Raw genomic sequence first — 25,389 nt, 5'->3', positions numbered from 1 at the left:
CTATAAGAGACTCTTTAGAATAAGCAGTTTTAGTGCAATTAGCCAATAGTGTCATCGGTATTATGGTTATAGTTTACTATCAATACTTTCTAAAGTATGATAAAGGATTTCAGAGTTTATCTATTCTGTCTTACAATGGAAGACTTGCCTGCTGAGTTAAGCTTCTTCTAGTTTATTCAGTAAAATTGCCAAGAAAAGTTGAACCCCTTTTAATAAACACCCTTCATTCATAGAGAACTTCGGATGGTGTAATGGATAGTTATTCTTACTCCCTTTATCGCTGATACCTAAATGAAAAAAAGCACCTGGAATATCTTGTAAGTAGTAAGCAAAGTCTTCTCCGATTAAAGTAGGACTTAATTCAAAGACACGGTCAAAAACTTGCTTATTCTTTATAACTTTAACTGATTCTTTGACAAGTTCGGCTGTGTTAAGTAAAGCCGGATAGCCATCTTGGTAAGTGATCACAACTTCGCCATCATTCATGCCAACAATTGCTTCAGTCATCTGGATTAGTTTACGCTTTAAATGTAAGCGAACCTCTTCTGAAAACGTCCTAATTGTACCGTGTATCAATGCTTGATCTGCAATGATGTTCTTAGCTGTTCCACCGGCTTGAACGCTACCAAAGGTTAATACAGCTGGTTTAAACGGATCGACAGTGCGACTAACTAAAGTTTGTAAGTTAGTAATGATTTCAGAGGCGATAATAATCGCATCGATGGCTTCTTGTGGGCGCGAGGCATGACCACTCTTGCCTTGAACATCTATCTTGATTGTATCTGAAGCGGCAGAACCATAGTCCATTGAGTAACTCATTTGACCAACAGTTAGTTGTGGATCGACATGAAGGCCATAAATCTCATCGACATTATCTAAGAGGCCGGTGGCTATGATACTTTTAGCACCACCTGGCTTCACTTCCTCGCCATGTTGAAATATAAACATCACAGTGCCACGAAATTCCGCTCTTTTTCTTTGAACTAAGTGCGCAACGCCTAGCAGAATAGCTGTATGACCATCGTGACCACAAGCATGCATGATACCTGGTTTCTTTGAAGGAAATGAATAATCTGCTTCCTCTTCAACTGGTAAGGCATCCATGTCTGCTCTTAAAGCTATCACTGGCCCTTCTCCTGTTTGACCTTGAATAGTTGCGACAATACCATAACCATTACCGACGTTACGTTGGATATCTGTCAGACCATAGGAAACGAGCTTATTATAAATGTAAATTGAGGTTTCTTCCTCTTGGAAAGATAATTCGGGATGCTGGTGAAGGTGGCGACGCATTCGAATAACATCCGCTTCAATCCATTGCGCATCATTTAGCCAATCGCTTCGCATGACTCTTCCCTTCTTTCTCTTTGCTGTCTTTTACCGCGCTGTAATGATTAACAATGGTTATAATCGATTTCGCTCCATCTATTAAGCAACGTTCGTCCAATTGGAATTTTGGGTGATGATGCGGGAAATTTCGACCATTAGTGATGCCGGCACGAATATAATAGAAAGAGCCTGGAATTTTCTGTAAATAATAGGCAAAATCTTCACCGCCCATTCGTGGTCCAGTTTGGATGACGCGATTATTCTTTAGTTGGTTAGTAAATAACTGGCGAATCAATTCAGTTTGTTCATGGTGATTAAACAAGGCGGGATAGCCATTAGAGAATTCGACTTCACCTTGAGCGCCATGAGCTTGACAGATTTGATCGACCATTGTTTGAATACGATGTTTTAATTGTGTCCTTAACTTTGCATTAAATGTTCGCATGGTTCCCATCATTTTTGCTGAATGTGCTATGATGTTACCTACTTGTTGACCAGAGTGGAATGTCGCAATCGTTATGACGCCGGAATCCATTGGGTTTTTATGTCGACTAACTAACGTTTGTAATTGTTGAATAATAAAAGCAGCCACGACAGTCGAATCAACCGTTAAATGAGGAGTCGCTGCGTGCCCTCCTTTTCCTTGGACTTTGATTGTGAAAGAATCAGAAGCAGCCATCGCAAAGCCAGGTCTGCATTCAATTGTGCCGTCGTAAGGTCTATCGCCTTTAGTATGGATGCCATAAATAAAATCAACGTCATCTAATTCTCCAGATTCCATAATGCCTCTAGCACCCCCAGGATGCATCTCTTCAGCATGTTGGAAAATAAAGACAATCGTTCCCGTCAATTGATCACGACAAGTAAATAGGTGTTTAGCAGCGGACAATAGAATCGTCGTATGCGCATCATGTCCACAAGCATGCATAACACCTGGATTAACTGATTGATAAGATAAATTTGTCGCTTCAGTAATTGCTAGTGCATCTATATCGGCTCGAAAAGCGATCGTTGGACCAGGGCGACCACTTTCTAAACGCGTAATGACTCCACCACCACCGACGTTTTGTTTAATATCTTGGTAGCCATAATCGCGTAGCTGTTCAATAATAAAAGCTCGTGTGTCCACTTCTTGAAATGATAATTCGGGATGTTGATGTAAATGCCGAAAAATGTGCTGACTTTCGGCATATGTTTCTTCTATATTCTTAAAAATGCGTTCAATATCCATCGAATCACTTCACTTTCTAAAGGTTTAACAAGAATTATATTAGAGTTTTATTAGAAAAACAACTGATTTAACTTAAAATAAACATTATTTCTGCTTTTTTATGATGTGATGTCACATTTTGTGATATTATCTTTAGAGTTGAGCTATGTTTTTGCTAGCAAATACCTAGTATAAAGGAGGCTTATTTCATGATCGGCACGGAATTTGTACAAAAAAATCCCTCATCAACTATTGTGACAAGAGATTTTAACATGGCATTATTCTTGGATTAAGTGATCGATTGACTGCTTTTAGTAAAAGGAACCCACAGTTCCATTACATAATCATCGCTTGTCATGTTTCCTTGGCTATAGAGTTCAAAATCAGGGCTGCCTGCGTGTTCATAGCCGTAGACTGGGAAGTATTCTTCCATAATATAACGCCAGCCGTTTTTAATACTTTGAGGTACTGAACCTTTTAATGTGGCAACGAAATACACTGCCGAGTTCACATCCAACAGTTCTAGCCCCATTGCTTGTGCTTTAGCTAAATTTTCGTTAGATACATTATAGGCTGCCATATAATTAATGGTATCGTCGAGCGTGTCGCCATAACATAATCCCATACTCTGTCCATTACCAAGAAGTTCTAGTTCAATAAATGAGCCATACTCGTATAGTTTATCCCAGATAGAGGAGCATTCATGAGTTTGGATTCCATCCCCTTTGATGCCAGCAACTTTGAATGCTTCTTTATTAACAATTCGTGTTTTCATTTATCACTCTCTCCTAAACTTATATGATGAATCGATTACTTATCTTTAAATAGTTGTTTTAACGTATCATCACTGGAAATACCCAGTAATTCATCATGGGCCTGTAATTGGTAATCGCCATCTAAATCAACTTTATAAGGTTCGTTTAAGCTTTTGACCGCAATAATATTGATACCATATAAAGAACGGAAATTAATGGTTGCTAAATCCTTCCCTACCCATTCATCTTTAACTGGAAAAGCACTAATATGGTTTCGACTGCCTAAATCAACAAGGTCATTAACATGATGACTAGCTAGCTCCTTACCGATTCTAATTCCTGTATCGATTTCTGGAAGAATGACGCGGTCTGCGCCAACTTTCAGTAAAACATCTTCGTAGGCTCGGCTTTTTGATTTGACGATAATATGCGGCACTTGCAATTCTTTTAAGTTTAGAATGGCAACGATTGTATCTTCTAATTGCTGTGAAGTCGCGACAACGGCCACATCACTTGCACCAACGCCTGATTCTTTCAATTGATCTAATTTAGTAAAGTCTGCTTGGATACTACTGTCTACGACATCAGCCACTTCTTCAACGTGATTCATATTCTTATCGATTGCAATAACGTCTTGACCTTCTTTAGCTAATGTACGAGCTAAAGAGGCGCCAAATAGACCGAGTCCTAATACAGCATAAATTTTCTTTTTCATTGTACTCTCCTAACCAATCATGATGTTCATTTCAGGGTAATTAATTTGACTTTGATTTTTTTGATGACCAATTGACCATAAGAAAGTCATCAAGCCCACACGACCCATTAACATTAAAACAACAAGGATGGACTTGCCGGCTAAGGTTAAATCAGGTGTTAAGCCCATTGTTAAGCCGACCGTACTCATACATGAAATAACTTCCATTAAGACATATTCAATTCCTACCCCGGGAGGGAGTGTTTCTGTCATCAATAGTAAAACCGTTGCAGTCATCATCATCAATAAGGCACTCGCAATAATAAAGAGTGCTCGTCGAATCGTCGCAATTTTAATGGTTCGAGATAATATGGTAAAAGGTTTCCTAGAAAAATACCGAACGAGAAACATTATTGCAATAATCATGGTGGAGACTTTAACACCGCCTGCAATTGATCCGGAGGAGCCTCCGATAAACATTAACAATAAGGTGGTAAAAATGCCTAAATGTGACAATTGACTATAATCGACATTCGCATAACCAGCAGTTCTGGGAGTAACGCTCAGGAACAATAAGTTACTGAGTGAATCACCGAAACTCAAGTGCTTAAAAGTTCCTTGCTTGGTTTCGGATATAGCAAATAACACAAAGCCAATTACAATCAAAGCCGATGTTCCAATCAGTGTTAGTTTTGTATATCTAAGCAAGCGACGGTTGCGATAATAAGTCAATAAATCTCGCCAAACCAGAAAACCTAATCCTCCAGCAATAATTAAAGTTGCAACGACTAATAGTACAAAACTATTGTCTTGAAAGCCTATTAGACTATCACCAAATAAGTCGAAGCCCGCGTTATTAAAAGCTGAAATACTATGGAATAATGCGTATAAGCTACCAGTTAACCATCCTAAACGAGGGATAAAGGCCCAACTTAATAGAAAGGCACCGATTAATTGTGCAAGGAGTGTAAATTTAACAATATAAAACACAATTTCTTTTACTTCGAAATCAGCCGATAAGTTTAATGACTCCAATAAAACGTTCCTTTGTTTGATATTAGCTTTCAAGCCGCGCATCATAAAGAAAATCATCCAAATAGTGATAAAACCTAAGCCACCAATCTCAATTAATAGAATAATAATGGTTTTTCCAAAGGGACTCCAATGTGTCGCAGTGTTCAGTGTTACTTGCCCCGTTACACAAACCGCAGATGTTGCAGTAAATAAGGCATCTATAAAACTGGTCCATGTTCCCGTAGCGGAAGCGATGGGTAGTGATAATAAAAAGCCACCAATAAAAATAAGAAACACGTAGACACTCACAATAATTTGAGGCACCGACATCTTTCTAAACAGCCGCTCTGTCATTCAATATGCTCCTGACTAAATATATTAGGTTGTAATAATCAACCCAACTAATGGTTTTTGACTCAATTAGTTCTGAAAGAATTATAGTCTTCCCATTAATAAAATACAATTCTTTTGAGAATATTATTTACAAAAAAATCGTAATAAAAATTGATTATAACATATAGAAAACCAGAAGAACATCTAGTTTAAAACATCAACAAGAGGCGCCTCTGATAAGTTGTTTGTTTAGTTATATCATAAAGTGTTATTTGTTTTGTGTGGTTAACGATTAAGTGTTAATGATTTAAGTTTTGGACAACACCTTCAAATAATGAGAAATCAGAAAAAGCGATACGGTAAATAAATGGTCGATTGACAATCATTTCAATTGGCTCTTCTTCATCGATATTAGCAGAAGTCGTTTCCATGATGATTTCTGTTACTGCCGCTGCTTCGGTTCCTATTTCGTCTAATTTAAACTCAACACGTTGCGAAATTTGACTTAAGAAAATATCGGCTTCTTCAGAGAAATAACTTGTAGCGGTTAATTCATCTTTGAAACTTTCTAAGCCTAATAAATCAAGTGATTTTGTTAAATCAAGTGACGCACTCTCTTGCCATTTAGGCAAAGCAAGTTGAACTTTAGTTTTTTTCCAGTTATTTGCTTCACCCAGAGCTTTATCATAGTATTGCCACATCATTTCATTAGTTAAAGGCTCATCAGTTTTTTTTGGTAGTACAATTAAAAAATCAGCGCCATTTGTATATTTCATCTGAAGGGCTTGAAAGTCCTCTGTTTCTAGATAATTGAACTGTTTCGTTTGCGCCATCATGTCAACTGTACTTTCTTCTGACTTGCCATAGAAGCTTTCTTGACTAGTTAATGTTTCGTTGAACGTCGCTTTCCACTCACCTTTGAAATAAAGCATATTTAAGACAAGTAAATGAAGTTGATCTATTTGGGTTAATTCGCTGATGCGTTCGTCGCTATAAAAGGGATCGATTAAACCCTTAGTAAATTCAGCGATATCTCCATTGAGCGCTTCGTAAGTTGCTGGAACCTTAAAATCTACTAGTTTTAAAACTGTTGCCAAGTCCTTGACACTTGTTTGGAAATCATCAGACCATGTTTTATCCAAACCACCTAACAGATAGGTTTGTGTTTGAAAGGCTACGTGTTCTTTTGTCATCGATTCATTTAGAAAGCTTTCAAGAATTGAAAAATATTCGTCACGGTCTAAGTCATCTGGTAAAAGAACTGTGTCTAAAAGTTCTTTCTGCTCACCGCTTACACCGGGCTCAAGTACCAATAGAGCCAGATAGTAAGAAAATGGTGAAAAAATGATATTGTCCTCTTCTGCAAGTACTAAGGGTCTCAGTTCCGTCGAAAACTGTTTCAATTGCTCGGCAATGACAGTATAGTCAGTTGTATCTGTCTCATTCACGGTTTCTGCATAAAGTATTTGCTGCGGGAACACTGAGAATAAAAGTGCGAGCGCTAAAAACAAGCCGCCAAGTTTTCTTTGATTAAGCATAAAAATCTCCTTCCTATTCTTCTCCCCTATTATAATGGACACTTGCAAGGGCATACAAAGGATATGAATTATAATTGATAGGTGAATATAGTTCATTCCTATAGGATGATTTATTTTCATTAATAATCGAGATTAGATAAATCACATAAATTCTTGATATAACTAAAAAGCCATCATTGGAAGAAGTCCAGTGATGGCTTTGAGAAGATAGCTGACGATAAACAATCATTCATTAGGCTGATTGTTCTTGATATAACTACTTGATACGTCCCGGTTGGTCTCTATAACCGTAGTAAGCATCTTCTAAAATTTCTTGCATATCTTTTACTAAAGGTAAACGAGGGTTTGCTGGTGAACATTGGTCTTCGTAAGCTAATAAAGCTATTTCTTCAGCACTTGCTAACCATTCTTTTTCGTCAACACCTTGATCTTTAAAGTTCATTTTGATTCCAACGCGTTCACCTAAGTCGAAGACTGCTTCTGCAAAAGAATTCACAGCTTCTTCAGGTGTTGCTGCTGGTAAACCTAACGTTCTTGCAATATCTTGGAATCTCACGTCAGCAACAAATTTGTTATATTTAGGCCAAGTTGATGTTTTTGACGGTCTTGTTCCATTGTAACGGATGACATAGGGTAATAAAATCGCATTGGTACGGCCGTGAACGGTATGGAAGATTCCCCCAATTTTATGAGCCATTGAGTGAGACATTCCTAAGAATGCATTGGCGAAAGCCATACCAGCCATTGTTGAAGCGTTATGGACTTTTTCACGTGCTTCAGAATCTGACAAGATAACTGATTTTTCTAAGTATTCAAAGACTAATTTAATGGCCTGTAAGGCTAAACCGTCAGTATAGTCATTAGCTAAACATGAAGTATAAGCTTCAACCGCATGAGTTAAGACGTCCATCCCTGTATCAGCTGCGACGAAACCAGGCACTGTTTCGACTAATGCTGGGTCAATGATTGCGATGGTTGGTGTCAAAGCATAGTCCGCTAATGGGTACTTACGGTTGTTTTTCTTGTCAGAAATAACTGCGAATGGTGTCACTTCTGCCCCCGTACCTGATGTTGTTGGAATACCAACATACTTAGCTTTTTCGCCTAATTCTGGGAAGCGGAAGGCACGCTTACGGATATCCATGAATTTCTGTACTAGGTCTTTAAAGTCAACTTCAGGTTGCTCATAGAATAACCACATTACTTTAGCCGCATCCATTACTGATCCCCCACCAATTGCAATGATGGTATCTGGTTGGAAGAGACGTAATTGTTCTGCACCTTTTTCAACTGTTGTAATATCTGGATCGGGTTCAACCGCATCAAAGACTTGATAAGTAACTGGGTTACTACGTAGATTTAATTGATCGATTACTCGGTTTACAAAACCTAATTTTGTGATCGATTTATCTGCGATAATCATGACGCGTTCTACATCTTTCATTGAACGTAAGTATTGAATTGAATCGCGCTCAAAATAGATTTTTGAAGGTACTTTAAACCATTGCATATTGTTTCGACGTCTCCCCACTTTTTTGATATTAAGTAAGTTCATCGCACTTACATTATCCCCGACAGAGTTTTTACCGTATGATCCACATCCTAATGTTAATGATGGGATAAAGGCGTTATAAACATCTCCGATACCACCAAAGGTTGATGGTGCATTCCAAATGACACGAATCGCTTTAACACGGCGTCCAAATTCTTTACTTAAGTCAGCATCGCGAGTATGGATCGCTGCAGAGTGACCTAAACCGTTAAATTCCACCATTTGAGAGGCTTTTGTTAAACCGTCTTCAGTATTCTCAGCTTTCATTACTGCTAAAATTGGAGAAAGTTTTTCACGTGTCAATGGCTCATGTTCACCAACGCCACTTACTTCAGCTGCTATAATTGAGGCGTTGTCAGGAACAGTGAAACCAGCTTGTTCCGCAATCCATTGAACTGGCTTACCAACAATTGCGCTATTTAAACTTGCGTTTGCACAGTTTTTACTATTGGCTTTAGCTCCGAAACAGAATTCTTCTAATAGTGCTTTTTCCTTTTTGTTTACAAAGTATACATGGTAAGATTTTAATTCGTTAACGAACTCGTCGTAAATTTCTTTATCAATAATCGCTGCTTGTTCAGACGCACAGACCATACCGTTATCAAATGCTTTACTCATCACAATATCGTGTGCTGCTTGTTGAACGTCTGCAGATTTTTCAACATATGCTGGCACATTACCTGCACCCACACCTAAGGCTGGCTTACCACATGAGTAAGCAGCTTTAACCATGCTGTTACCACCTGTAGCAAGGATCGTTGCAATGCCGTCGTTGTTCATTAAGGCAGCTGTCATTTCCATTGATGGTTGTTCGACCCACTGAATACAATTTTCAGGTGCCCCCGCTTTAACAGCTGCTTCATAAACAACTCTTGCTGCATGAGCAGAACTTTCTTGCGCTCCTGGGTGGAATGCGAATATGATAGGGTTACGTGTTTTTAAGGCAATTAATGATTTAAAGATGGCAGTTGATGTTGGGTTTGTAACAGGTGTAATACCAGCTACGACCCCTACGGGTTCCGCGATCAATGTAAGACCTGTTACTTCATTGTCTTCGATGACACCGACTGTTTTTAAATGACGCATGTGATTTGTTACATGCTCACAAGCGAATAAGTTTTTCGTTGCCTTGTCTTCAAAAACGCCTCGACCTGTTTCTTCTACAGCATGTTTTGCTAAAATTCCGTGAGCATCAAGTGCAGCAACCGATGCTTTAGAAACGATATAATCAATTTGTGATTGATTGAGCATAATAAACTCTTTTAAAGCCCCTTGCCCTTTTTCTACTAATGTACTAATTGTTTCTACAGCATTAACTTCTTGAGTGTTAACAACAGTTTCAACCATTTTAATGTCCTCCCTGTATTTGCGTTGTTTTGATTACAACTACATGTTACCTCCTTCACAAAGATTTGTAAAGGACTATTTTTTGTGTGTTTGAAATAACAAATTAACAATAGCGCTTTCATTGTTTGTAAAACAGTCTTTTCTGTACTATTATTTATTTATAACTTTTTTTGATTGGAGTGCTTTATGAAAGAAATTCACGTGAAAAATGCACAAATTGAAGACGCTGAAGAAATTCTAGCCATTTATCGTCCTTACGTTTTGAATACTGCGATTAGTTTTGAAATTGAAGTTCCCTCTGAGGATGAGATGGCTCAACGGATTATTAATTATTCAAGCAACTATCCTTTCTTAGTTGCTACAATTGACAAGCAAATTGTTGGCTATGCTTATTCTGTCCCCTTTTCTCCTCGAAAAGCTTATGAATACTCCTGTGAAATGAGTCTGTATATCGATGAATCGGCTAAAGGTTTAGGCGTGGGGAGTCAGCTATACCAAAAGATGGAGGACATATTAAAAAAACGAGGCATTGTCCAATTGATTTCTTGTATTACAGCTTCTAATACGAACAGTTTATTATTCTTTGAAAGACGTGGTTTTACAAAAGCTGGACAGATTCCTAATATTGGCTATAAATTTGATCAATGGCATGATGTTGTATGGATGATGAAAACAATCAATCCAGCAAGACTTGAAAACTAATAAAGAACGACCTGCTCTCTCATAGTAGTTATGAGAGAGCAGGTCGTTCTTTATTTAAGCTCTTTGAGTATCTACATATTGTTTTAGACGTGTCATCGCTTCTTGGAGATTAGCCATACTGGCAGCGTAACTCAAACGGACATAATTTTCCCCACCGATGCCGAAAGCATTACCAGGAATAAAGGCCACCGCGTTATTTAAGGCTAAATCCAGACAAAATTGGAAACTATCTTGATCTAAATCAGCAGGAATCTCTGCAAAAATATAAAAAGCTCCACTAGGTTTAATGATTTTAAAACCTAAATCGGTCATTGATTCATAAATAAAGTCACGTCGCTTAATATATTCTACTCTCATTGGGACAGCATCATCAGCGCCGTTAACTAAAGCTTCAGTAGCAGCCACTTGGGAAATTGTTGTCGCACAAGTCACCATATTCTGGTGCACTTTGACCGCTTCTTTCATGATTTGACGTGGCGCAAACAGTAAGCCAATCCTCCAACCGGTCATGGAATGTGATTTAGAGACGCCATTAATAACAAACGTTTGTTCACGCAAGTAACTTGCAATCGATACGTGAGGTCTATCAAAGACTAATTCACTGTAGATCTCGTCACTGATAACAAATATAGGTTTGCCTCTTAGGACATCTGCTATTTTTTTGGCGTCTTCTTCAGTCCACATCACCCCTGTAGGATTAGTTGGATAGTTTAGAATAATCGCTTTAACGTTCTCACCATGTGTCTCTAAGGCTTCTTCAATCATTTCAGGAGCAAGCACAAATCCATTATCAGCTGTGTTGATATGAACGGGTTCGCCACCGTTGACTAGAATCATTGATTCATAGAGTGAAAACATTGGGTTTGGAACGAGAACTTTATCACCCGGATTTAAAACAGTCTGCAAGGCCGTTGATAAAGCCTCAGTCGCGCCAATTGTTGCGATTACTTCATCTTGGTCGTAATGCAAATCGTATTTGTTTTCCATAAAACGAGCCGCAGCCTGGAGTAATTCAGGAATGCCAGGAGTTGGAGCATAAGTCGTGCGATTATTCTGAATGGCTTCAATCCCTGCTTGCTTAACATGCTCAGGTGTTGCGAAATCTGGTTCGCCTAAGGTTAATTTTATGATTCCTTCTACTGAGGAAACCTTCTGGTCAAAATCACGAATTGCAGAAGTTGCAATTTTATGGACATTTCTATTAAAACGATTATCTAATAATGTCATAGTTCACCCTTCTCACTAAATTTTAATGTTCATTCTATTCTAGACTGTCAGCAGACTTCTTGCAAGAGCAATTGCCTTTTGCCCATTTATTTAAGTTGCAAGCTGTTCTTTTATGACTGTCGGACGTTTTGCCCTCTTTTGTAAAAAAACCTCTTTTTATCAAAGAGGAGGTGGTGTTTAACGATCTGCTTTAGCGAGTTTTCTCTCTAGCAAGTTCATTAGGGTTGAAATTGTAAATACCATCACGAAGTAAACGAGAGCCGTGAATAATAATGGCGTGAATGTCGTGTAGGTTGCGCCACGGACTGTGTCTGAGGCAAACATCAAATCTTTGATTCCTAAGACGGAAACGATCGACGTTTCTTTAATTAAGACTGCAAACTCATTACCAATGGCCGGTAAAATATTTTTGACGGCTTGTGGCATAATGACTTTTCTAAAGGTTACCCATTTTGGTAAGCCTAATGCACGCGCTGCTTCTGCTTGACCGTTATCAACGGATTGAATACCAGAACGCATAATTTCACTCATGTAAGCGACTGAGTTGATCGTAACAGCTAGTACCGCTGATGGGAAGTCATCTAGGTAAATTCCAAGCATTGGTAAGCCAAAGTAAACTAAGTAAACTTGTACAAGTAAGGGTGTACCTCGAATAATTTCTGTATAGACGCGCGCTAATGAACTAAGGACTTTATTAGATGAAATTCTTGCTAAGGCAAGTAAAGCTCCAAAAGGTAGTGATAAAACAACGACTGTAAATGATAACAGTAAGGTGTACTGTGCCCCTCTCATAAACAAGGGTAAGTATTCTTGAATAATTTCCATATTACATGTTCCTTTCTATATAACACTGTTTAAATGCACTGAATACGTTGAACAATCTGAATAATTGCAATAAAAAAGCCTCTATTTCCCATTCCTTGGGAAATAGAGACGAAATATCCGCGGTACCACTCTAATTAATTGCTCTAAAAAGCAATTCACTTATTATGTAACGCCATAATGCGAAAAGAGCTAACAACAGTTGCTTTCACTCTTTTATCTCCTAGGTGCGTTTGGGAAGTATAACATTGATAGACTCTCAGCAACTCTATCTCGCTTGGAATGTTATACTACTTACTCTCCTAATCCACGATTGAATATTAACTTGTGATTAATAGTATGCTAGATTAAATCGATTGTCAACCTTCAATTTTAATGAAAGCCTTCTATTCTAAAAATTGGTTAATTTATCGGTTGTTACAGTTATGCGATTACTTGTGAACCTTTTCGATGCTGCGCTCTGCAAGATTATAATCAAAGACACCTCTGATGATTTCTCCGTCTGAATATTGTTCTGCAATCGTCAGTTCAATCAAATCATCATCTGCTAATTGAACAATTTTAAAATAATATTCTGCTGAATCAAAATAATGATTATTCTCTTTTAAGTAAGTCACGACAGCATTGATTGCACTGTCAATACGTTCATCCTCTATCAATTGGCCTTCTAATTCATAATTCGTATAAAGCCCTTCAGGAATTGGGACGATGTCAAGTTCAAGGGAATCATCATGCGTAACTTCTTCTACAAGTGTTATTTCTTCTTCGTTTATCTCTTCGCTACTTTCTGATGAACTGCTCTCACTAGTTACCTCATCTACAGACAATTCTGCTTGTGATGTTGCTTCTGATTCGCTCGAAGAAATGACGGGGGTTATTTGGCTTTCTTCTATCACTTCTTCGGTAATTACCGGTGTTTCATTAAATGAATCAGCAGTCGTTTCAGCTATATTAGCTTCGTTCGTTGTACAGCCAGTTAATACTAAGATACTGATTAAAGCAAAAGCTAAAAGAGTTTTTTTCATAGAGTTGCCTCCCATACTTAATAGATTGATAATCAATAGCTCTGTTAAGATTAGCTAGAGTTACGCGTTAACGAAAGTTAAAATGTCCTCTGGCGTCATTGAGCTATCGCATTTCACTTTAATACCGACTTCATCTGAATAAAGAAAACCTGGTACTGTCGCAATCTCGTATTTGTTACGGAAAGCGAGAATTTCTTGCGTGTATTCAGGATGTTGAGCGTGTACATAATGGATCGTTAAGTGTTTTTCTTTAGCTATTTCACTTAGTTTTGCAACGAAACGGCGACAATAAGGACAGGTTTCGCGTCCAATATATACAATGTGACCGGCCTTTGCTTCAATTAACGTTTCTGCTTCCATTGGTGTGATTGCTTCAAATGCTTTAACTTCTTCTAAATAAATTTCAATTTCTGACATATTTATTTACCTCCAGTAAATGACTAATCTAGTTATAGTTCATATTATACCTCAAATTAAAGCAGATGACGAAACATTGTGGTTCAAATGGATAGGAAGCTTTAATCTAATTCAATTTCTTCAAGTTTTTCTCGTCGTTTCCGTTTGATGATTTGATTGATTAACAGCAATACCAAACCAATAATCAATAAAACACTCCCTATTAAGGTCCAACGAGTTGTATCACCCGTATTGGGTAAGGAAAGCTTTGATGAAGATGAAGACGGTTTTGAATGAGAGTTATTTGACTGTTTAGACAACTCATTTGGTTTTGGTAAGTCTGGTGACTTCACATTGGATGATTGGCCATTGGTTAACTTATCTTTTAAATAATCGAGTCCGTTGTTATTATTAGGCGGACTATTGGTTTCATCAGGTAAAGATATATCAAAAGACCAAGAAGAGTGATTGTCTGATGAGTTATTCGTTGGATCTTGTGAACTGTCATGAGTAGCTGATGAGGACTCTGCGCCACTTTCAATCGGATTTCCAGTTTTAGAGTCTACCTCCTGAACATTGCTTAGGGATAAATCTTGATAGAGAGAATAATAGCCAGAAGTATCTGTACTATTGACATTCCAAGTTTGTGTCACATCATCATAAAAAACTAATTTTATTTGGTAACGATTGTGTAGAGTTTGAATTTTCTCCAGACTGTTTGTATCGATAAATTGATGGGCGTTCAAATAATTTGCTAGTTGTGTTGATAATTCAGTAAAGACTTCAAAGTTAATACTGTAGAAATAATTGAACTGAGCTTCTTTCAAGTTCAAGGCTTCAAGATACCGCTCAGTTAAGGCGTCGATGTTTGCATATTTAAGATAGGCGCTTTTAGCATAGTTTCCCAACACCTCTAAATCATAGAGATTCAATTCTTTTGCGTAACTATATTTGTCTAAGCCACTTTCATCCACAGTGGTTGCTTCTTTATTATTTAACAGTTCAATCGTTTGAGTTTCATCGTTAGACGGTAAGGTAAAAAAACGATAAATGTCATAATAGGCTATTTTGCGAAAAGCATTTGGAACCAGCTTTTGTAAGTAACTGTCTAGCTCTAATAAAAAACTGTCTAATTGACTGTTTTGAGCATTGAGTAATAAGCGTTCTACCGATAGAAAGGTCGTCGAATAAGGATAAAGTAAACATTGATTTAACTGAGACTGCGTCCATTTTTCTTCTTCTAGCAAGCGACTTTGGTTTTCTAATTCATAAGCCAATTGGTAATAGAGTGTTTCTTGTTCGTCACGAGCAACGACTTTTTCATTAATTAATTGTTGAAGTTGATTGATATAAGTTTGCCATTCAATCACTATTTCATGTTGACTGATTAGTTGTAGTTGTTCTTCTTCTGAGAGTGATTGAAATTCAGGGTCATTTTCAAAAAGATCAAAATAGATTAACTCAATGACTTGTTCTAATTGTTGATTTGCATAAAGTAGTGAGTCGACATCTGCGCTTTCTAATATGGAAATTTCTTCATTTAAGCTTTGATAGAATAGATTAGTGGCTTCCATGTTTTCTTGAAGCAAATCGATATCAGCTAAAATTAATTGGGATTCATCAGATGAGGTATCTTCAGCCGTTGCGTGAGTACGTATTAAGCTATAACATTGATCTTTGTCTATGACTTCTTGATTAATAGATTGAGTGACTATAAATGGGTCGACAATGTTTGTTTGAGCATTCACCTGTACAGTTTTTTGATATGAGCAACTTAAACTTAAAAACAAAAGAATCGTAGCGATAAATGATTTATTTCTTTTCATAAAAACACCTCCATCTATAAATACGCAAAAAAGACCCCAAACTCACTTTTAAGTTTGGGGTTTTCACTTATTTCTTTTTTATAATCAATCGAGATGTTCGACGATTTCCACATTATTCGTGAAATAGCTCATTCTTTCTGAAATCATGTCATATAAATACTCGGCATCAGCTAAACCATAATCGGCACCATCAGCTAAAGGAATCACTAAATAATTCGCTTGTTCTGGCAAACCAAAGTTATAGGTTGGCATAAAACGCATGCCGTCTAATGTAACTTCGCCCGAAGCAGTTTTTCTAAATGTATACTCGACAATCCCACCAAGCTTTTCTTCTAGTAAATACTGACCAGATAAAAAGTTTCCATGTGAGAAGACTCCTGCTTGTGATTCGTTATAGTAAACAAACGGTTGGAGTACATGTGGGTGTCCACCTAATACGAAATTAGCGCCTGCCTCTCGAGCAATTTGCATCACACTTAACTGATCTTCCGTAGGTAGAACAGAATCAATTCCATTATGAAACATAACCACTGATACATCTACTTGGCTGTTTAACAATTCAATTTCAAGTGGTATTAATTCTGTATCGATTAAGCTTAATAAGTAAGATTCATCTTCTGGAATGTAATTACCATTGGCTCCATATGAATAAGATAAAAAGCCTACTTTAATCCCATTTACTTCTATGATGCGTGGTGTGTTGTAGTCTTGCCAACTGTCATAACTACCGACATACATCATATCACGTGCTTGTAAGGCATCTATTGATGCATGGGCACCTGCAGCACCAAAATCCATTGTATGATTAGTCGCATTATTTACAATATCGACACCTAAGTCTTTCAACTCATCAATAATTTCTTCTGGTGCATTGAATAACGGATAGTTCGAAATACCTAGCTCGCTTGCGGCAGCCAATGTTTCTAAGTTTGCTGTAGTGATGTCTGCATTGCCAATATATTCGCGAACTGGCTCGAACATGTCGGAGAAATCATAACCATTCTCTGTTGCAGCATCATAATACACAGTGTCATGAATCAGAATATCTCCAATTGAACGAATTGTTATAGTTTCTCCAGACGCTTCATCTGTCAAGGTGTTTTCGTCAGAAACATCTGACTCTATCTGCTCGTTAGAAACATTTTCTGATTCACCATTGTCTGTTTGTTGTTGACCTGTTCCACATGCTGATAAAACCATCAGTAATATGATGAAAAAACCAAATTTAGAAACCTTACTTAATTGACTACTGCAAAATTGCTTTGTTTTCATGCATCAATACTCCTCGTCATCCTTATTCAAATTCTACTAGTAAATCACCAGCGGCAACAATATCTTGTGTTGAGCAGTGAATTGCTTTTATTGTACCATCTTTTGGTGCGCGAATGGCAGTCTCCATTTTCATCGCTTCAGTAATAATTAACACATCGTTTTGTTTTACTGAGTCGCCGACTTTTACATCAATCGAGAATACAGTACCCGGCATTTGAGCGCCCAAATGATTTGGATTTTGTTTGTCTGTTTTTTTATTAACGGCAACCGTTACTTTCGCATTTAAGTCTTGGACAACCACGAAGTGAGACATACCGTTAAGATTAAAGAAGACGGTTCTAGTACCATTTTCTTTAACAGAACCAATACTTGTCAGTTCTACAAGCATCATTTTTCCTGGTTCCAAGTCAACCGCAATTGTTTCGTGGGGTCGCATACCGTAGAAGAAAGTTGGTGAATCTAACATATCAACCATGCCACTTTCAGCGACGAAATCAAGGAACTCCGTAAAGACTTTTGGATATAAAGCATAACTTAGTAACAATTTCTCATCAATTTCTTCAAAAATTCGACTGCCAATCACAGATTTGGCTTCATCGAAATCATAAGCTTCCATTCTGTTACCCGGACGATCAGTATAGGCAATTTCGTCTTTAAGAACCACTTTCTGAAGCTCTGTGTTCATACCACCTGCTGGCTGACCAATTTCTCCTTTGAAGAAGGAAACGACCGATTGTGGGAAGTCCAATTGCATTCCATTTTCAATCACGCTTGTTTCATCTAATTCGTTTTGCACCATAAACAAAGCCATATCCCCGACTACTTTCGAAGAAGGTGTCACTTTAACAATATCACCAAATAAGAAGTTCACTCGACGATACATCGCTAACACGTCATGATATCGCTCACCTAAGCCCATGGACTGAGCTTGCATTCTTAAGTTACTGTACTGTCCTCCAGGCATTTCATACTCATATACTTTCGTCCAAGAGTTAGTTAAATCAGTTTCAAACGGTGAATAATATTTTCTAGTTACCTTCCAGAAGTCTGCAATCATATCATTGCCTTCTGAATTCAATAAAACTTGACGTTGTGTTCCTTTGCGTGCGTAATACAATGAGTTATCACTTGGTTGTGAATTTTGCCCAGCTAAAGACTGATTAGCTGTGTCGACGATATCGACGCCCGCGTCAATCGCTCTTGAATAGGTTAACAAGCCATTGCCACTGGTGTCATGCGTATGTAAGTGTAACGGAATCTTTAATTCAGATTTTAAAGCTGAAATCAATTGGAAAGCAGCTTCAGGCTTTAAGACACCAGACATGTCTTTTATTGCTAGAGAATGAACCCCTAAACGTTCGATTTCTTTGGCTAATTGTACATAGTAATCTAACGTATAAACTTTAGATCGGTGTGGATCTGTAATGTCTCCTGTATAACAGATTGTCCCTTCAACAAATTTACCAGTTTTTAATGCGATTTCAATAGGTAGTTTCATCGACTCTAACCAGTTCAATGAATCAAATATTCTGAAGACATCAATCCCTTCACGCGCACTTGTTTGAATAAATTTACGAACGACATTATCCGGATAGTTCTGATAGCCAACCGCATTTGAAGCGCGAAGCAGCATTTGGAAAGGTATATCTGGAATTGCTTTTCTTAATTGTTCTAATCGATCCCAAGGGCTTTCTTTTAAGAAGTTATAAGCGACATCAAATGTTGCCCCACCCCACATTTCAAGAGAGAAGTAATCACGCATGCTTTCATTCATAAAAGGAGCGATTTTTAACATGTCTGTTGTTCTCACTCGAGTAGTAAGGGACGATTGGTGAGCATCTCTTAATGACGTGTCTGTTAAGAGCACATTCCTCTCTTTTAGAACGGCTTGTGCTACTGCTTCAGGTCCTTTTGTATCAAGAATATGTTTAAAGCTTGCTTTAGGCTCTTTTGGTAAATCTAAGATACGCCCTAGTTTATCTCCAGATTGAATCGCAATCGTTTGGTTTGTTCCTTTGATTCTAGGAATTTCTCTTTTCTCAAAAGACGGTTTGGCAGTTTGTCCGATACCTGGGAAACCATTTACCGAAATATTCGCAATATATTTTAGTAGTTTATTTCCACGATCACGTGATGGGATAAATTCAAATAATTCAGGATGATCATTGATGAAACTTGTATCGTAACTTCCTTCGACAAACCGTGGATGAGAGACGATATTCTGTAAAAACTTAATATTTGTTTTGATTCCATTAATTTTCATTTCGCTTAAGGCGCGTTCCATTTTTTCAATGGCCCAACGTGGCTGTAAAGCAAACGTAGATATTTTTACTAGTAATGAATCGTAATACGGAGTGATTTCAGCTCCTGTAAAAGCACCACCACCGTCTAGTCTTACACCAATACCACCTGGTGATTGGTAACCAATGATGCGACCAGAATCAGGGGAAAAGTCATTTAATGGATCCTCGGACGTCACTCTTCCTTGGATAGCGTAACCTAATAGGCGAATGTCTTCTTGTTGCGGAATTCCCATTTCATCAGAGAATAGAGCTAAGCCTTCTGCAATTTTTATTTGAGCTTTTATAATGTCAATTCCTGTTACTAATTCTGTAATTGTATGTTCTACTTGGATACGTGGATTCACTTCAATAAAGTAAAACTCGTCATTAGACACAAGGAATTCGACTGTTCCCGCGTTTACATAGCCAACTTTTTCCATTAACTGAATAGAAGCATCTGTGAGTTTTTTACGCATCTGCTCAGATAGATTAAATGATGGTGCTACTTCAACCACTTTTTGATGTCGACGTTGAATCGAACAATCTCTTTCATATAAATGAATGACGTTGCCGTGTTTATCACCTAAAATTTGTACTTCTATATGTTTAGGGTTTGCAACGTATTTTTCGACATAGATACTGTCATCTCCGAAAGAAGTACGCGCTTCTGACTTAGCTCTTTGGTATGCTTCGGCGATTTCGTCTGCGTTATTTACAATACGCATGCCTTTTCCACCACCACCACTTACTGCCTTAATCATTAAAGGATAACCATGCGCTTTTCCGAATGCTTCAGCTTGGGATAAGTCATCAATCGCTCCATCAGTCCCTGGAATAACTGGTAAACCTGCTGAAACAGCCGTTTCACGAGCACGTGTTTTATTTCCAAACATATCTAAGTGGGCAAGTTCAGGACCAATAAAAATAATCCCTTCTTCCTCACAGCGTCTAGCGAAGTCAATGTTTTCACTTAAGAAACCATAACCTGGATGAATGGCGTCAACGTTCTTTTCTTTAGCAAGTTTAATGATACCTTCTATATCTAAATAGGCTTCTATTGGACCTAGATCTTTACCAACTAAGTAGGATTCATCGGCACGTTGTCTGTGTAAACCACCGATGTCCTCTTTAGAATAAATGGCAACGGTGCTTATCCCGACTTCTTTACAAGCACGCATAATTCTTATGGCAATTTCACCACGGTTAGCAATTAATAATTTTTCAATTTTCTTATACATTTATTGTTCCTCGCTTCCTTTAGTCAACTTGGTTGAAATACCCATTGGATTCAACATAATTTTCAATACTCCAAATATTTAATTCGGCTTCTATTGCCTGTTGTTGAGCGGCTTTAAATTCATCCTCAAAGGAATTATTAGGCGCTTTGACATATCGAACGCTTGCCAAGCCTTCCTTTAATAATTGTTCGGCAACTAAAATGTTGTCTGCGTATATATAAGCTAAGACACGATTGTATTGATCGGTTGCTGGACCAACATCCAACATCATATAGAGTGTTTCAGCCTGACTCAATAACTCGTCGTTCCTTTGAGATGATTCTTTGCCAAAAGGTTGAACAGAAGTTCCTTCTTTGACGGACTCAGGAGTATCAATCATTAAATGTCGCACACGAATATCGTGACCATTTAATGTGACGATTTGTGTATCTCCATCAACCACTCTATCGTAAATGACGGGTAATTTAACCATTTTTGGTAAATGTTCAAAGTTATTACCATCAAATGCTTGAAGAGCATCTTCTATGTTGGAATTACTTTGACTTACAGTAGAAAGTGAAGAATCATTTTCTTGATTGAAGACACCACCAATGCCTCCGCCAGCAAGAAGTATGAAGACTAAAGCGATAATCCATTTAATTATGCCATATCGACCACCACTTGGACCGGCCGATACTACCTTTCTTAGTTTATTCATTTGTTTATTATTCAAGTAAACACCTCACTATTTAATGTGCATCCTATCTAAAAAACATCACCAAAGATCATAAATGATAGCTTGATGAGATTGTTTTAATAAAGTATAGCATTTAAAACACTAAAAAAAAACATGGCTTTCAATAAAATTATCATGGTGACAAAAGAGGTTTCCCACAGTTTAGATAATTAATATTTAGAATTTAAAAGACAGATGCGACAATTTAAAGGGCATGTGTTTAATTTTATAATAGCTATTAATAAAAGCTTAATAAATAATCTACAGCTTACCCATCAATCCTCCCTTTGTTTTTATAATACTAAATGAAGGACTTATGTAGGCCTGTCTTTAATTGATCCACGCGTAGTCTCATTAAACCTTCTTATTTAGTTTAAAAGGCCAATTATAGAAATGAGTTGTTGGACTCACCTTCAGAATTAACTCTTGAATCAATCTGAATTCCTTTGATAATCAATTGCTTTAACATATCAAAATCGTTTTCGTTCATTATAAGTGAACTCGTGATATATCGTTGTCCTGGCTCTATCGCTAAGCTACCTAAATTCACTAATAGGATATTGATACCTGAATTAATGAGTCGTTTGATGTCTTTAATAGAATCTGTAATTAGCATAATTCGTTTTTCGCTCGATATAGTCGGCAGATGACTCATTGCTTTTTCTGCTTTATAGTATGGAGAATTTATTTATCGGGAACTGCCCTATCCAGAAGAACTTGGCGCATTTTATTTGAAGCTAACTCATCATTTACAACAATAATCAGATTAGCATCTAGCGCCTCACACCATCGCGTAGCGTCTTGACCATGAATTATATGATTATCAATGTGAGCCATCTTTATAATAGATATTATCCCATTCTTTCCTTTCAAATATCCTAATTAAACAGGATGGTTTTAATGTAATGCAAACAATTATCGTTAAAATCTACGGAAAGCAAAAATCTTTTATATGTATTAACTGCACTCTGTTTTGTCTTTTTTGGCAAAGTGCTTATCTTAAACATTTATCAAAAAAGACACAATGTAACTCAATCAACTAAAACGCCTGAATTGATAGAGATTGTTTCTTTTTTAGTGTATACTAAATGTGTACTTATTATCTAAATGATCAATTATATAAGAAAGGACATATTATGTATACGAAAACCACAGCAATGGCGAATAGTTCCTTGTTCGAACAATTGTCGACAATCCAAGACGTTAAGAAGAAACCACGCAATCGCATGATGACTATTCAGAAAAATTATAGTGACACTTTCTTTCAATTTAAAAAGCCGGTTACGTTAACTGCTAATAATGGCATTGCTTTATTAGTTGTTACTGCCGACCCGCATGACCCATCGAGTTATGAAGAGTATATATTGCAAGGAAGCATTACATTAGAGAGTAATGTTTACTTCAATACTTTAACTGTGACTGATCAATGTAGTATCTTTTTAGAGCCTCAGTTATCAGATGAACCTATTTTGATCAGTGTTGCGCAGCAATTTAAAGTAAAGAATAATCAGCCATTAATTCAAATTGAATCCATTTTTAGTATTGTATATCAAGTAAAAACCGCTCCCTTTGCTTTAACTCATCAAAATCGGGACTACTGCGAATTAATTATTGTTGATCAAGGAGAAATAAACCATCAAATCAATGGGAATGAATTAATATTAGGCCAACATGAATGTATACTTTTATTTCCTGGTGAAGATTATTCACAAACAGTTCACAAAGAAGGAGTGACAACCTATTTAACTATCATGTTCAAAGCGAAAGGTTTAGAGGATGAGATGAGTCAAAAAATTTATCATTTAACAAGTAAACACTCAAGTCTTGTGGATAGAATGATGAAATTATCGACTAATCCGACATCGTATTATACTAGTGATGAAATATTTTTAAGTTTTAAAAACTTATTAATGAGTCTTATCCAAGGACAAGCAGATACAATCGAAGAACCTACCACCTCTATGCGAGAAAATTATGAGAATGAGCTATTTCAAGCCATCGCTGATTATTTGCATCAAAACGTCGAGGAACAGAATCAAGTAAATGATTTAGTCGATCATTTCGCCCTCTCGCGCTCGACTTTGCAGATGTTATTTAAGAAGTATGCGAATACATCCCCTAAAGCTTATATCAATCAACTCAGACTTCAACGAAGTAAAGTGCTCATTCGTGAATCAAAAATGAGTTTATCTGAAATAGCTAGTGAACTTGGTTATGGTTCCATTCAATATTTTTCCCGTGCGTTTAGTCGAGAATTTGGTATGAGTCCTTCTAGTTATGCAAAATCAATAATTAAATAATAATGAACAGCTGCCTACTCCTTAAAAATTGGAGTAAGCAGCTGTTTTTCTACTATGGTTACACTTTAGATATTTAATTAATCATGTATTTTTTCTTTGAAAATTTTCAATATGCATCTGTTTAACTTCTTCAATTAAACTTTCCGCTGGACCGTCGACTTCAACATGACGAATGATTGCTTGAATAGGTAACGGTTCAATCGGAGACTCTGGCCAATCAAAGGCATAACTCCATTCATTCAATTGTTGAGATGAACAAGCATAAACAATACGGCCCAAGCCTACCCATCCATGAGCAGCGGCACACATTGGACAGTGTTCACCGGACGTATATACAGTTTGTTTGTTGTAATCTAAAAGTGGTCCATTTCAGTGGCAAGTTGCTATTGAAAAATGGTCCACTTATTTTTATGCTTTTAAGTATAAATCATTTATATTTGGAGGCAATTAGGAGTGATTACTTTTATGAAGCAGTATGAAATCATTAATTTGTATCGAGATGGGGTTTCTTTTCGAAAGATAGCTCAAAGGTTGGACGTGGATCGGAAAACAGTCAGTAAAATTTGTCATCGTTATCAGGAGGGATTAGAGGCAGTCATACACTCTCAGTCAGAAAAAGAGCTAGAAGAAGCAACGCATCAAGTGGTTAGCTCTCATCAGTATAATACGAAAAACCGAACGACTCGTACGTTCACGCCAGAAGTTGATCAGTTAATGCGAGATATTTATCAACAAGAGAAAATCAAAAATAGACGGCTAGGCTCTCACAAACAAGCGCTTACCGCTAAAGCAGTCCATGAACTCATTACTGACGCAGGACATTCAATTGGGTATCGTACAGTGGCGCACTACTGGTCAAAATTAAAAGAAAAAACAAGAGAAGCTTATATTCGTCAAGAATACCCCTTAGGACATCGAGTAGAATTTGACTTTGGTGAAGTGAAGTTAGAAGTTGCAGGCAAAGTAGGTACTTATTATTTAGCTGTTTTGGCCTGTCCAGCCTCTGGTTTTCATTGGGCTTATCTTTATACTAATCAAAAACAAGCAGTCTTTCAGGAAGCACATGTGCAGTTCTTTGAGTTAGTTGGGGGTGTCTACCGAGAAGTAGTCTATGATAATATGCGCAACGTCGTCACCCGTTTTATTGGCAAGAATGAAAAGGAATTAAATGAATCCTTGCTTAAACTGTCCTTATATTACGGCTTTGACATCAATGTGACTAATTGTTTCAGTGGGAATGAAAAAGGCACTGTAGAAGGACGTGTCAAATCAGTACGACGAGCTATCTTCAGTAAAGTTTATCAGTTTCAAAACTTAGAGGCAGCGAGAGACTATCTAAGTCAGGGGTTAATTCAATTAAATCAAACTAGCCAAATTAAGGTCGAAAGGGGATCCCTACTTGCTTACCGTCCGCCTTACGAAGTCGCAACCGTTCATCAATGTCGGGTCAATAAATATTCAACCATTCAATTTAAAACCAACCATTATTCAGTTCCAGACTATCTCGTCCAGCATCAAGTACAAGTAAAAGAATACGCGGAATACTTATTAATCTACGCAAACCATGAAGAAGTTTGTCGGCATCAAAAAATAGAGGGCTCTCATCAATATCAGCTTGACATATACCACTACCTCAAGACGTTGATGAAGAAACCAGGTGCTTTAAAGCATTCAAAAGCTCTAAAAAACAATCCCGATCTCGAAACCCTCTACTACCAACATTATAAAGGAAACGCCAAGTTTTTTTATAGAACAGCTCTCCAAGTTTAAACAATTATCTCATCAGGAATTACTAAAACAATTGAAACGAGC

Annotated in this window: 21 protein-coding genes and 1 other annotated feature; of the genes, 3 read left to right on the top strand and 18 right to left on the bottom strand. The window is 37.3% G+C overall.

What is annotated here, in order from left to right; genetic code table 11:
* Positions 1-156: 156 nt before the first annotated feature.
* The 7 genes from ACTQ45_RS02915 to adhE form a co-directional block, all read right to left on the bottom strand.
* Entirely contained in the window at positions 157-1,347 is a 1,191-nt protein-coding gene (locus ACTQ45_RS02915) for a M20 metallopeptidase family protein (RefSeq protein ID WP_441762906.1), read from the bottom strand.
* Positions 1,325-2,560, bottom strand: a complete 1,236-nt coding sequence (locus ACTQ45_RS02910; protein WP_441762905.1) for a M20 metallopeptidase family protein — start codon at positions 2,558-2,560, stop codon at positions 1,325-1,327. The genes ACTQ45_RS02915 and ACTQ45_RS02910 overlap by 23 nt, the downstream gene beginning before the upstream one ends.
* A 268-nt stretch (positions 2,561-2,828) precedes the next feature.
* The gene (locus ACTQ45_RS02905) at positions 2,829-3,314 is read right to left on the bottom strand and encodes a GyrI-like domain-containing protein (protein ID WP_441750466.1); all 486 of its coding nucleotides are present in this window, start codon (positions 3,312-3,314) and stop codon (positions 2,829-2,831) included.
* Positions 3,315-3,349: 35 nt separating this feature from the next.
* Positions 3,350-4,009, bottom strand: coding sequence for a potassium channel family protein (locus ACTQ45_RS02900; RefSeq protein ID WP_441762904.1), 660 nt, complete (start codon positions 4,007-4,009; stop codon positions 3,350-3,352).
* 9 nt (positions 4,010-4,018) lie between these two features.
* On the bottom strand, positions 4,019-5,356 hold the full coding sequence (locus tag ACTQ45_RS02895) for a TrkH family potassium uptake protein (protein WP_441750464.1): 1,338 nt from the start codon (positions 5,354-5,356) through the stop codon (positions 4,019-4,021).
* A 278-nt stretch (positions 5,357-5,634) separates the two neighbouring features.
* Entirely contained in the window at positions 5,635-6,873 is a 1,239-nt protein-coding gene (locus ACTQ45_RS02890; protein ID WP_441762903.1) for a serpin family protein, read from the bottom strand.
* A 256-nt stretch (positions 6,874-7,129) separates the two neighbouring features.
* Positions 7,130-9,772, bottom strand: a complete 2,643-nt coding sequence (adhE, locus tag ACTQ45_RS02885) for a bifunctional acetaldehyde-CoA/alcohol dehydrogenase (RefSeq protein ID WP_441750462.1) — start codon at positions 9,770-9,772, stop codon at positions 7,130-7,132.
* A gap of 186 nt (positions 9,773-9,958) precedes the next feature.
* On the opposite strand from adhE, the gene ACTQ45_RS02880 reads away from it, so the two are divergent.
* Complete coding sequence (locus ACTQ45_RS02880; RefSeq protein ID WP_441762902.1) at positions 9,959-10,474, top strand: GNAT family N-acetyltransferase; 516 nt, start codon at positions 9,959-9,961, stop codon at positions 10,472-10,474.
* Between the two features lie 54 nt (positions 10,475-10,528).
* Here the strand turns inward: ACTQ45_RS02880 and ACTQ45_RS02875 are convergent, their stop codons facing one another.
* From ACTQ45_RS02875 to ACTQ45_RS02830, 10 genes are all read right to left on the bottom strand, one after another.
* Positions 10,529-11,701: a pyridoxal phosphate-dependent aminotransferase gene (locus ACTQ45_RS02875; protein ID WP_441762901.1), complete on the bottom strand. Its 1,173-nt coding sequence runs from the start codon at positions 11,699-11,701 to the stop codon at positions 10,529-10,531.
* A gap of 177 nt (positions 11,702-11,878) precedes the next feature.
* Positions 11,879-12,526 (bottom strand): amino acid ABC transporter permease, encoded by a 648-nt coding sequence (locus ACTQ45_RS02870; RefSeq protein WP_441750459.1) that lies wholly within the window; start codon positions 12,524-12,526, stop codon positions 11,879-11,881.
* A gap of 101 nt (positions 12,527-12,627) precedes the next feature.
* Positions 12,628-12,842, bottom strand: a binding site (T-box leader).
* Between the two features lie 112 nt (positions 12,843-12,954).
* Positions 12,955-13,548, bottom strand: coding sequence for a hypothetical protein (locus ACTQ45_RS02865; RefSeq protein WP_441762900.1), 594 nt, complete (start codon positions 13,546-13,548; stop codon positions 12,955-12,957).
* Positions 13,549-13,608: 60 nt separating this feature from the next.
* Positions 13,609-13,965: a thiol reductase thioredoxin gene (locus ACTQ45_RS02860; RefSeq protein ID WP_441762899.1), complete on the bottom strand. Its 357-nt coding sequence runs from the start codon at positions 13,963-13,965 to the stop codon at positions 13,609-13,611.
* 101 nt (positions 13,966-14,066) lie between these two features.
* Positions 14,067-15,770: a hypothetical protein gene (locus ACTQ45_RS02855; RefSeq protein WP_441762898.1), complete on the bottom strand. Its 1,704-nt coding sequence runs from the start codon at positions 15,768-15,770 to the stop codon at positions 14,067-14,069.
* A gap of 84 nt (positions 15,771-15,854) precedes the next feature.
* Complete coding sequence (locus tag ACTQ45_RS02850) at positions 15,855-17,042, bottom strand: CapA family protein (RefSeq protein ID WP_441762897.1); 1,188 nt, start codon at positions 17,040-17,042, stop codon at positions 15,855-15,857.
* 22 nt (positions 17,043-17,064) lie between these two features.
* Positions 17,065-20,562 carry a pyruvate carboxylase gene (locus tag ACTQ45_RS02845; RefSeq protein WP_441762896.1) on the bottom strand — a complete coding sequence of 1,166 codons (3,498 nt, stop codon included), beginning with the start codon at positions 20,560-20,562 and terminating at the stop codon, positions 17,065-17,067.
* 19 nt (positions 20,563-20,581) lie between these two features.
* Complete coding sequence (locus ACTQ45_RS02840; RefSeq protein ID WP_441762895.1) at positions 20,582-21,259, bottom strand: thermonuclease family protein; 678 nt, start codon at positions 21,257-21,259, stop codon at positions 20,582-20,584.
* Between the two features lie 403 nt (positions 21,260-21,662).
* The gene (locus tag ACTQ45_RS02835) at positions 21,663-21,965 is read right to left on the bottom strand and encodes a PTS sugar transporter subunit IIB (protein WP_441750774.1); all 303 of its coding nucleotides are present in this window, start codon (positions 21,963-21,965) and stop codon (positions 21,663-21,665) included.
* A complete protein-coding gene (locus ACTQ45_RS02830) occupies positions 21,962-22,114 on the bottom strand; it encodes a PTS sugar transporter subunit IIB (protein WP_441750773.1) in 153 nt (50 codons plus the stop codon). Before ACTQ45_RS02830 ends, ACTQ45_RS02835 begins: the two co-directional genes overlap by 4 nt.
* A gap of 299 nt (positions 22,115-22,413) precedes the next feature.
* On the opposite strand from ACTQ45_RS02830, the gene ACTQ45_RS02825 reads away from it, so the two are divergent.
* Entirely contained in the window at positions 22,414-23,577 is a 1,164-nt protein-coding gene (locus ACTQ45_RS02825; protein ID WP_441762894.1) for a helix-turn-helix domain-containing protein, read from the top strand.
* A gap of 81 nt (positions 23,578-23,658) precedes the next feature.
* Here the strand turns inward: ACTQ45_RS02825 and ACTQ45_RS02820 are convergent, their stop codons facing one another.
* Positions 23,659-23,856: a hypothetical protein gene (locus ACTQ45_RS02820; protein WP_441762893.1), complete on the bottom strand. Its 198-nt coding sequence runs from the start codon at positions 23,854-23,856 to the stop codon at positions 23,659-23,661.
* Positions 23,857-24,042: 186 nt separating this feature from the next.
* Here ACTQ45_RS02820 and istA point away from each other — a divergent pair, with 186 nt between their 5' ends.
* A complete protein-coding gene (istA, locus tag ACTQ45_RS02815; RefSeq protein WP_441762892.1) occupies positions 24,043-25,347 on the top strand; it encodes an IS21 family transposase in 1,305 nt (434 codons plus the stop codon).
* The last annotated feature ends 42 nt before the right edge of the window (positions 25,348-25,389 follow it).

The organism is Fundicoccus sp. Sow4_D5 (assembly GCF_052116365.1).
Classification (GTDB): domain Bacteria; phylum Bacillota; class Bacilli; order Lactobacillales; family Aerococcaceae; genus Fundicoccus.
Note: the sequence above shows the minus strand (reverse complement) of the source record. Positions and strands in the feature narration are given on the sequence as shown.

Coding starts and splice junctions, on each gene's coding strand:
- adhE (WP_441750462.1), bottom strand. CDS start 9,772: ATGGTTGAAACTGTTGTTAACACTCAAGAAGTTAATGCTGTAGAAACA.
- istA (WP_441762892.1), top strand. CDS start 24,043: ATGAAGCAGTATGAAATCATTAATTTGTATCGAGATGGGGTTTCTTTT.
- ACTQ45_RS02900 (WP_441762904.1), bottom strand. CDS start 4,009: ATGAAAAAGAAAATTTATGCTGTATTAGGACTCGGTCTATTTGGCGCC.
- ACTQ45_RS02880 (WP_441762902.1), top strand. CDS start 9,959: ATGAAAGAAATTCACGTGAAAAATGCACAAATTGAAGACGCTGAAGAA.
- ACTQ45_RS02890 (WP_441762903.1), bottom strand. CDS start 6,873: ATGCTTAATCAAAGAAAACTTGGCGGCTTGTTTTTAGCGCTCGCACTT.
- ACTQ45_RS02875 (WP_441762901.1), bottom strand. CDS start 11,701: ATGACATTATTAGATAATCGTTTTAATAGAAATGTCCATAAAATTGCA.
- ACTQ45_RS02910 (WP_441762905.1), bottom strand. CDS start 2,560: ATGGATATTGAACGCATTTTTAAGAATATAGAAGAAACATATGCCGAA.
- ACTQ45_RS02830 (WP_441750773.1), bottom strand. CDS start 22,114: ATGGCTCACATTGATAATCATATAATTCATGGTCAAGACGCTACGCGA.
- ACTQ45_RS02845 (WP_441762896.1), bottom strand. CDS start 20,562: ATGTATAAGAAAATTGAAAAATTATTAATTGCTAACCGTGGTGAAATT.
- ACTQ45_RS02915 (WP_441762906.1), bottom strand. CDS start 1,347: ATGCGAAGCGATTGGCTAAATGATGCGCAATGGATTGAAGCGGATGTT.
- ACTQ45_RS02840 (WP_441762895.1), bottom strand. CDS start 21,259: ATGAATAAACTAAGAAAGGTAGTATCGGCCGGTCCAAGTGGTGGTCGA.
- ACTQ45_RS02895 (WP_441750464.1), bottom strand. CDS start 5,356: ATGACAGAGCGGCTGTTTAGAAAGATGTCGGTGCCTCAAATTATTGTG.
- ACTQ45_RS02865 (WP_441762900.1), bottom strand. CDS start 13,548: ATGAAAAAAACTCTTTTAGCTTTTGCTTTAATCAGTATCTTAGTATTA.
- ACTQ45_RS02850 (WP_441762897.1), bottom strand. CDS start 17,042: ATGAAAACAAAGCAATTTTGCAGTAGTCAATTAAGTAAGGTTTCTAAA.
- ACTQ45_RS02855 (WP_441762898.1), bottom strand. CDS start 15,770: ATGAAAAGAAATAAATCATTTATCGCTACGATTCTTTTGTTTTTAAGT.
- ACTQ45_RS02870 (WP_441750459.1), bottom strand. CDS start 12,526: ATGGAAATTATTCAAGAATACTTACCCTTGTTTATGAGAGGGGCACAG.
- ACTQ45_RS02860 (WP_441762899.1), bottom strand. CDS start 13,965: ATGTCAGAAATTGAAATTTATTTAGAAGAAGTTAAAGCATTTGAAGCA.
- ACTQ45_RS02825 (WP_441762894.1), top strand. CDS start 22,414: ATGTATACGAAAACCACAGCAATGGCGAATAGTTCCTTGTTCGAACAA.
- ACTQ45_RS02905 (WP_441750466.1), bottom strand. CDS start 3,314: ATGAAAACACGAATTGTTAATAAAGAAGCATTCAAAGTTGCTGGCATC.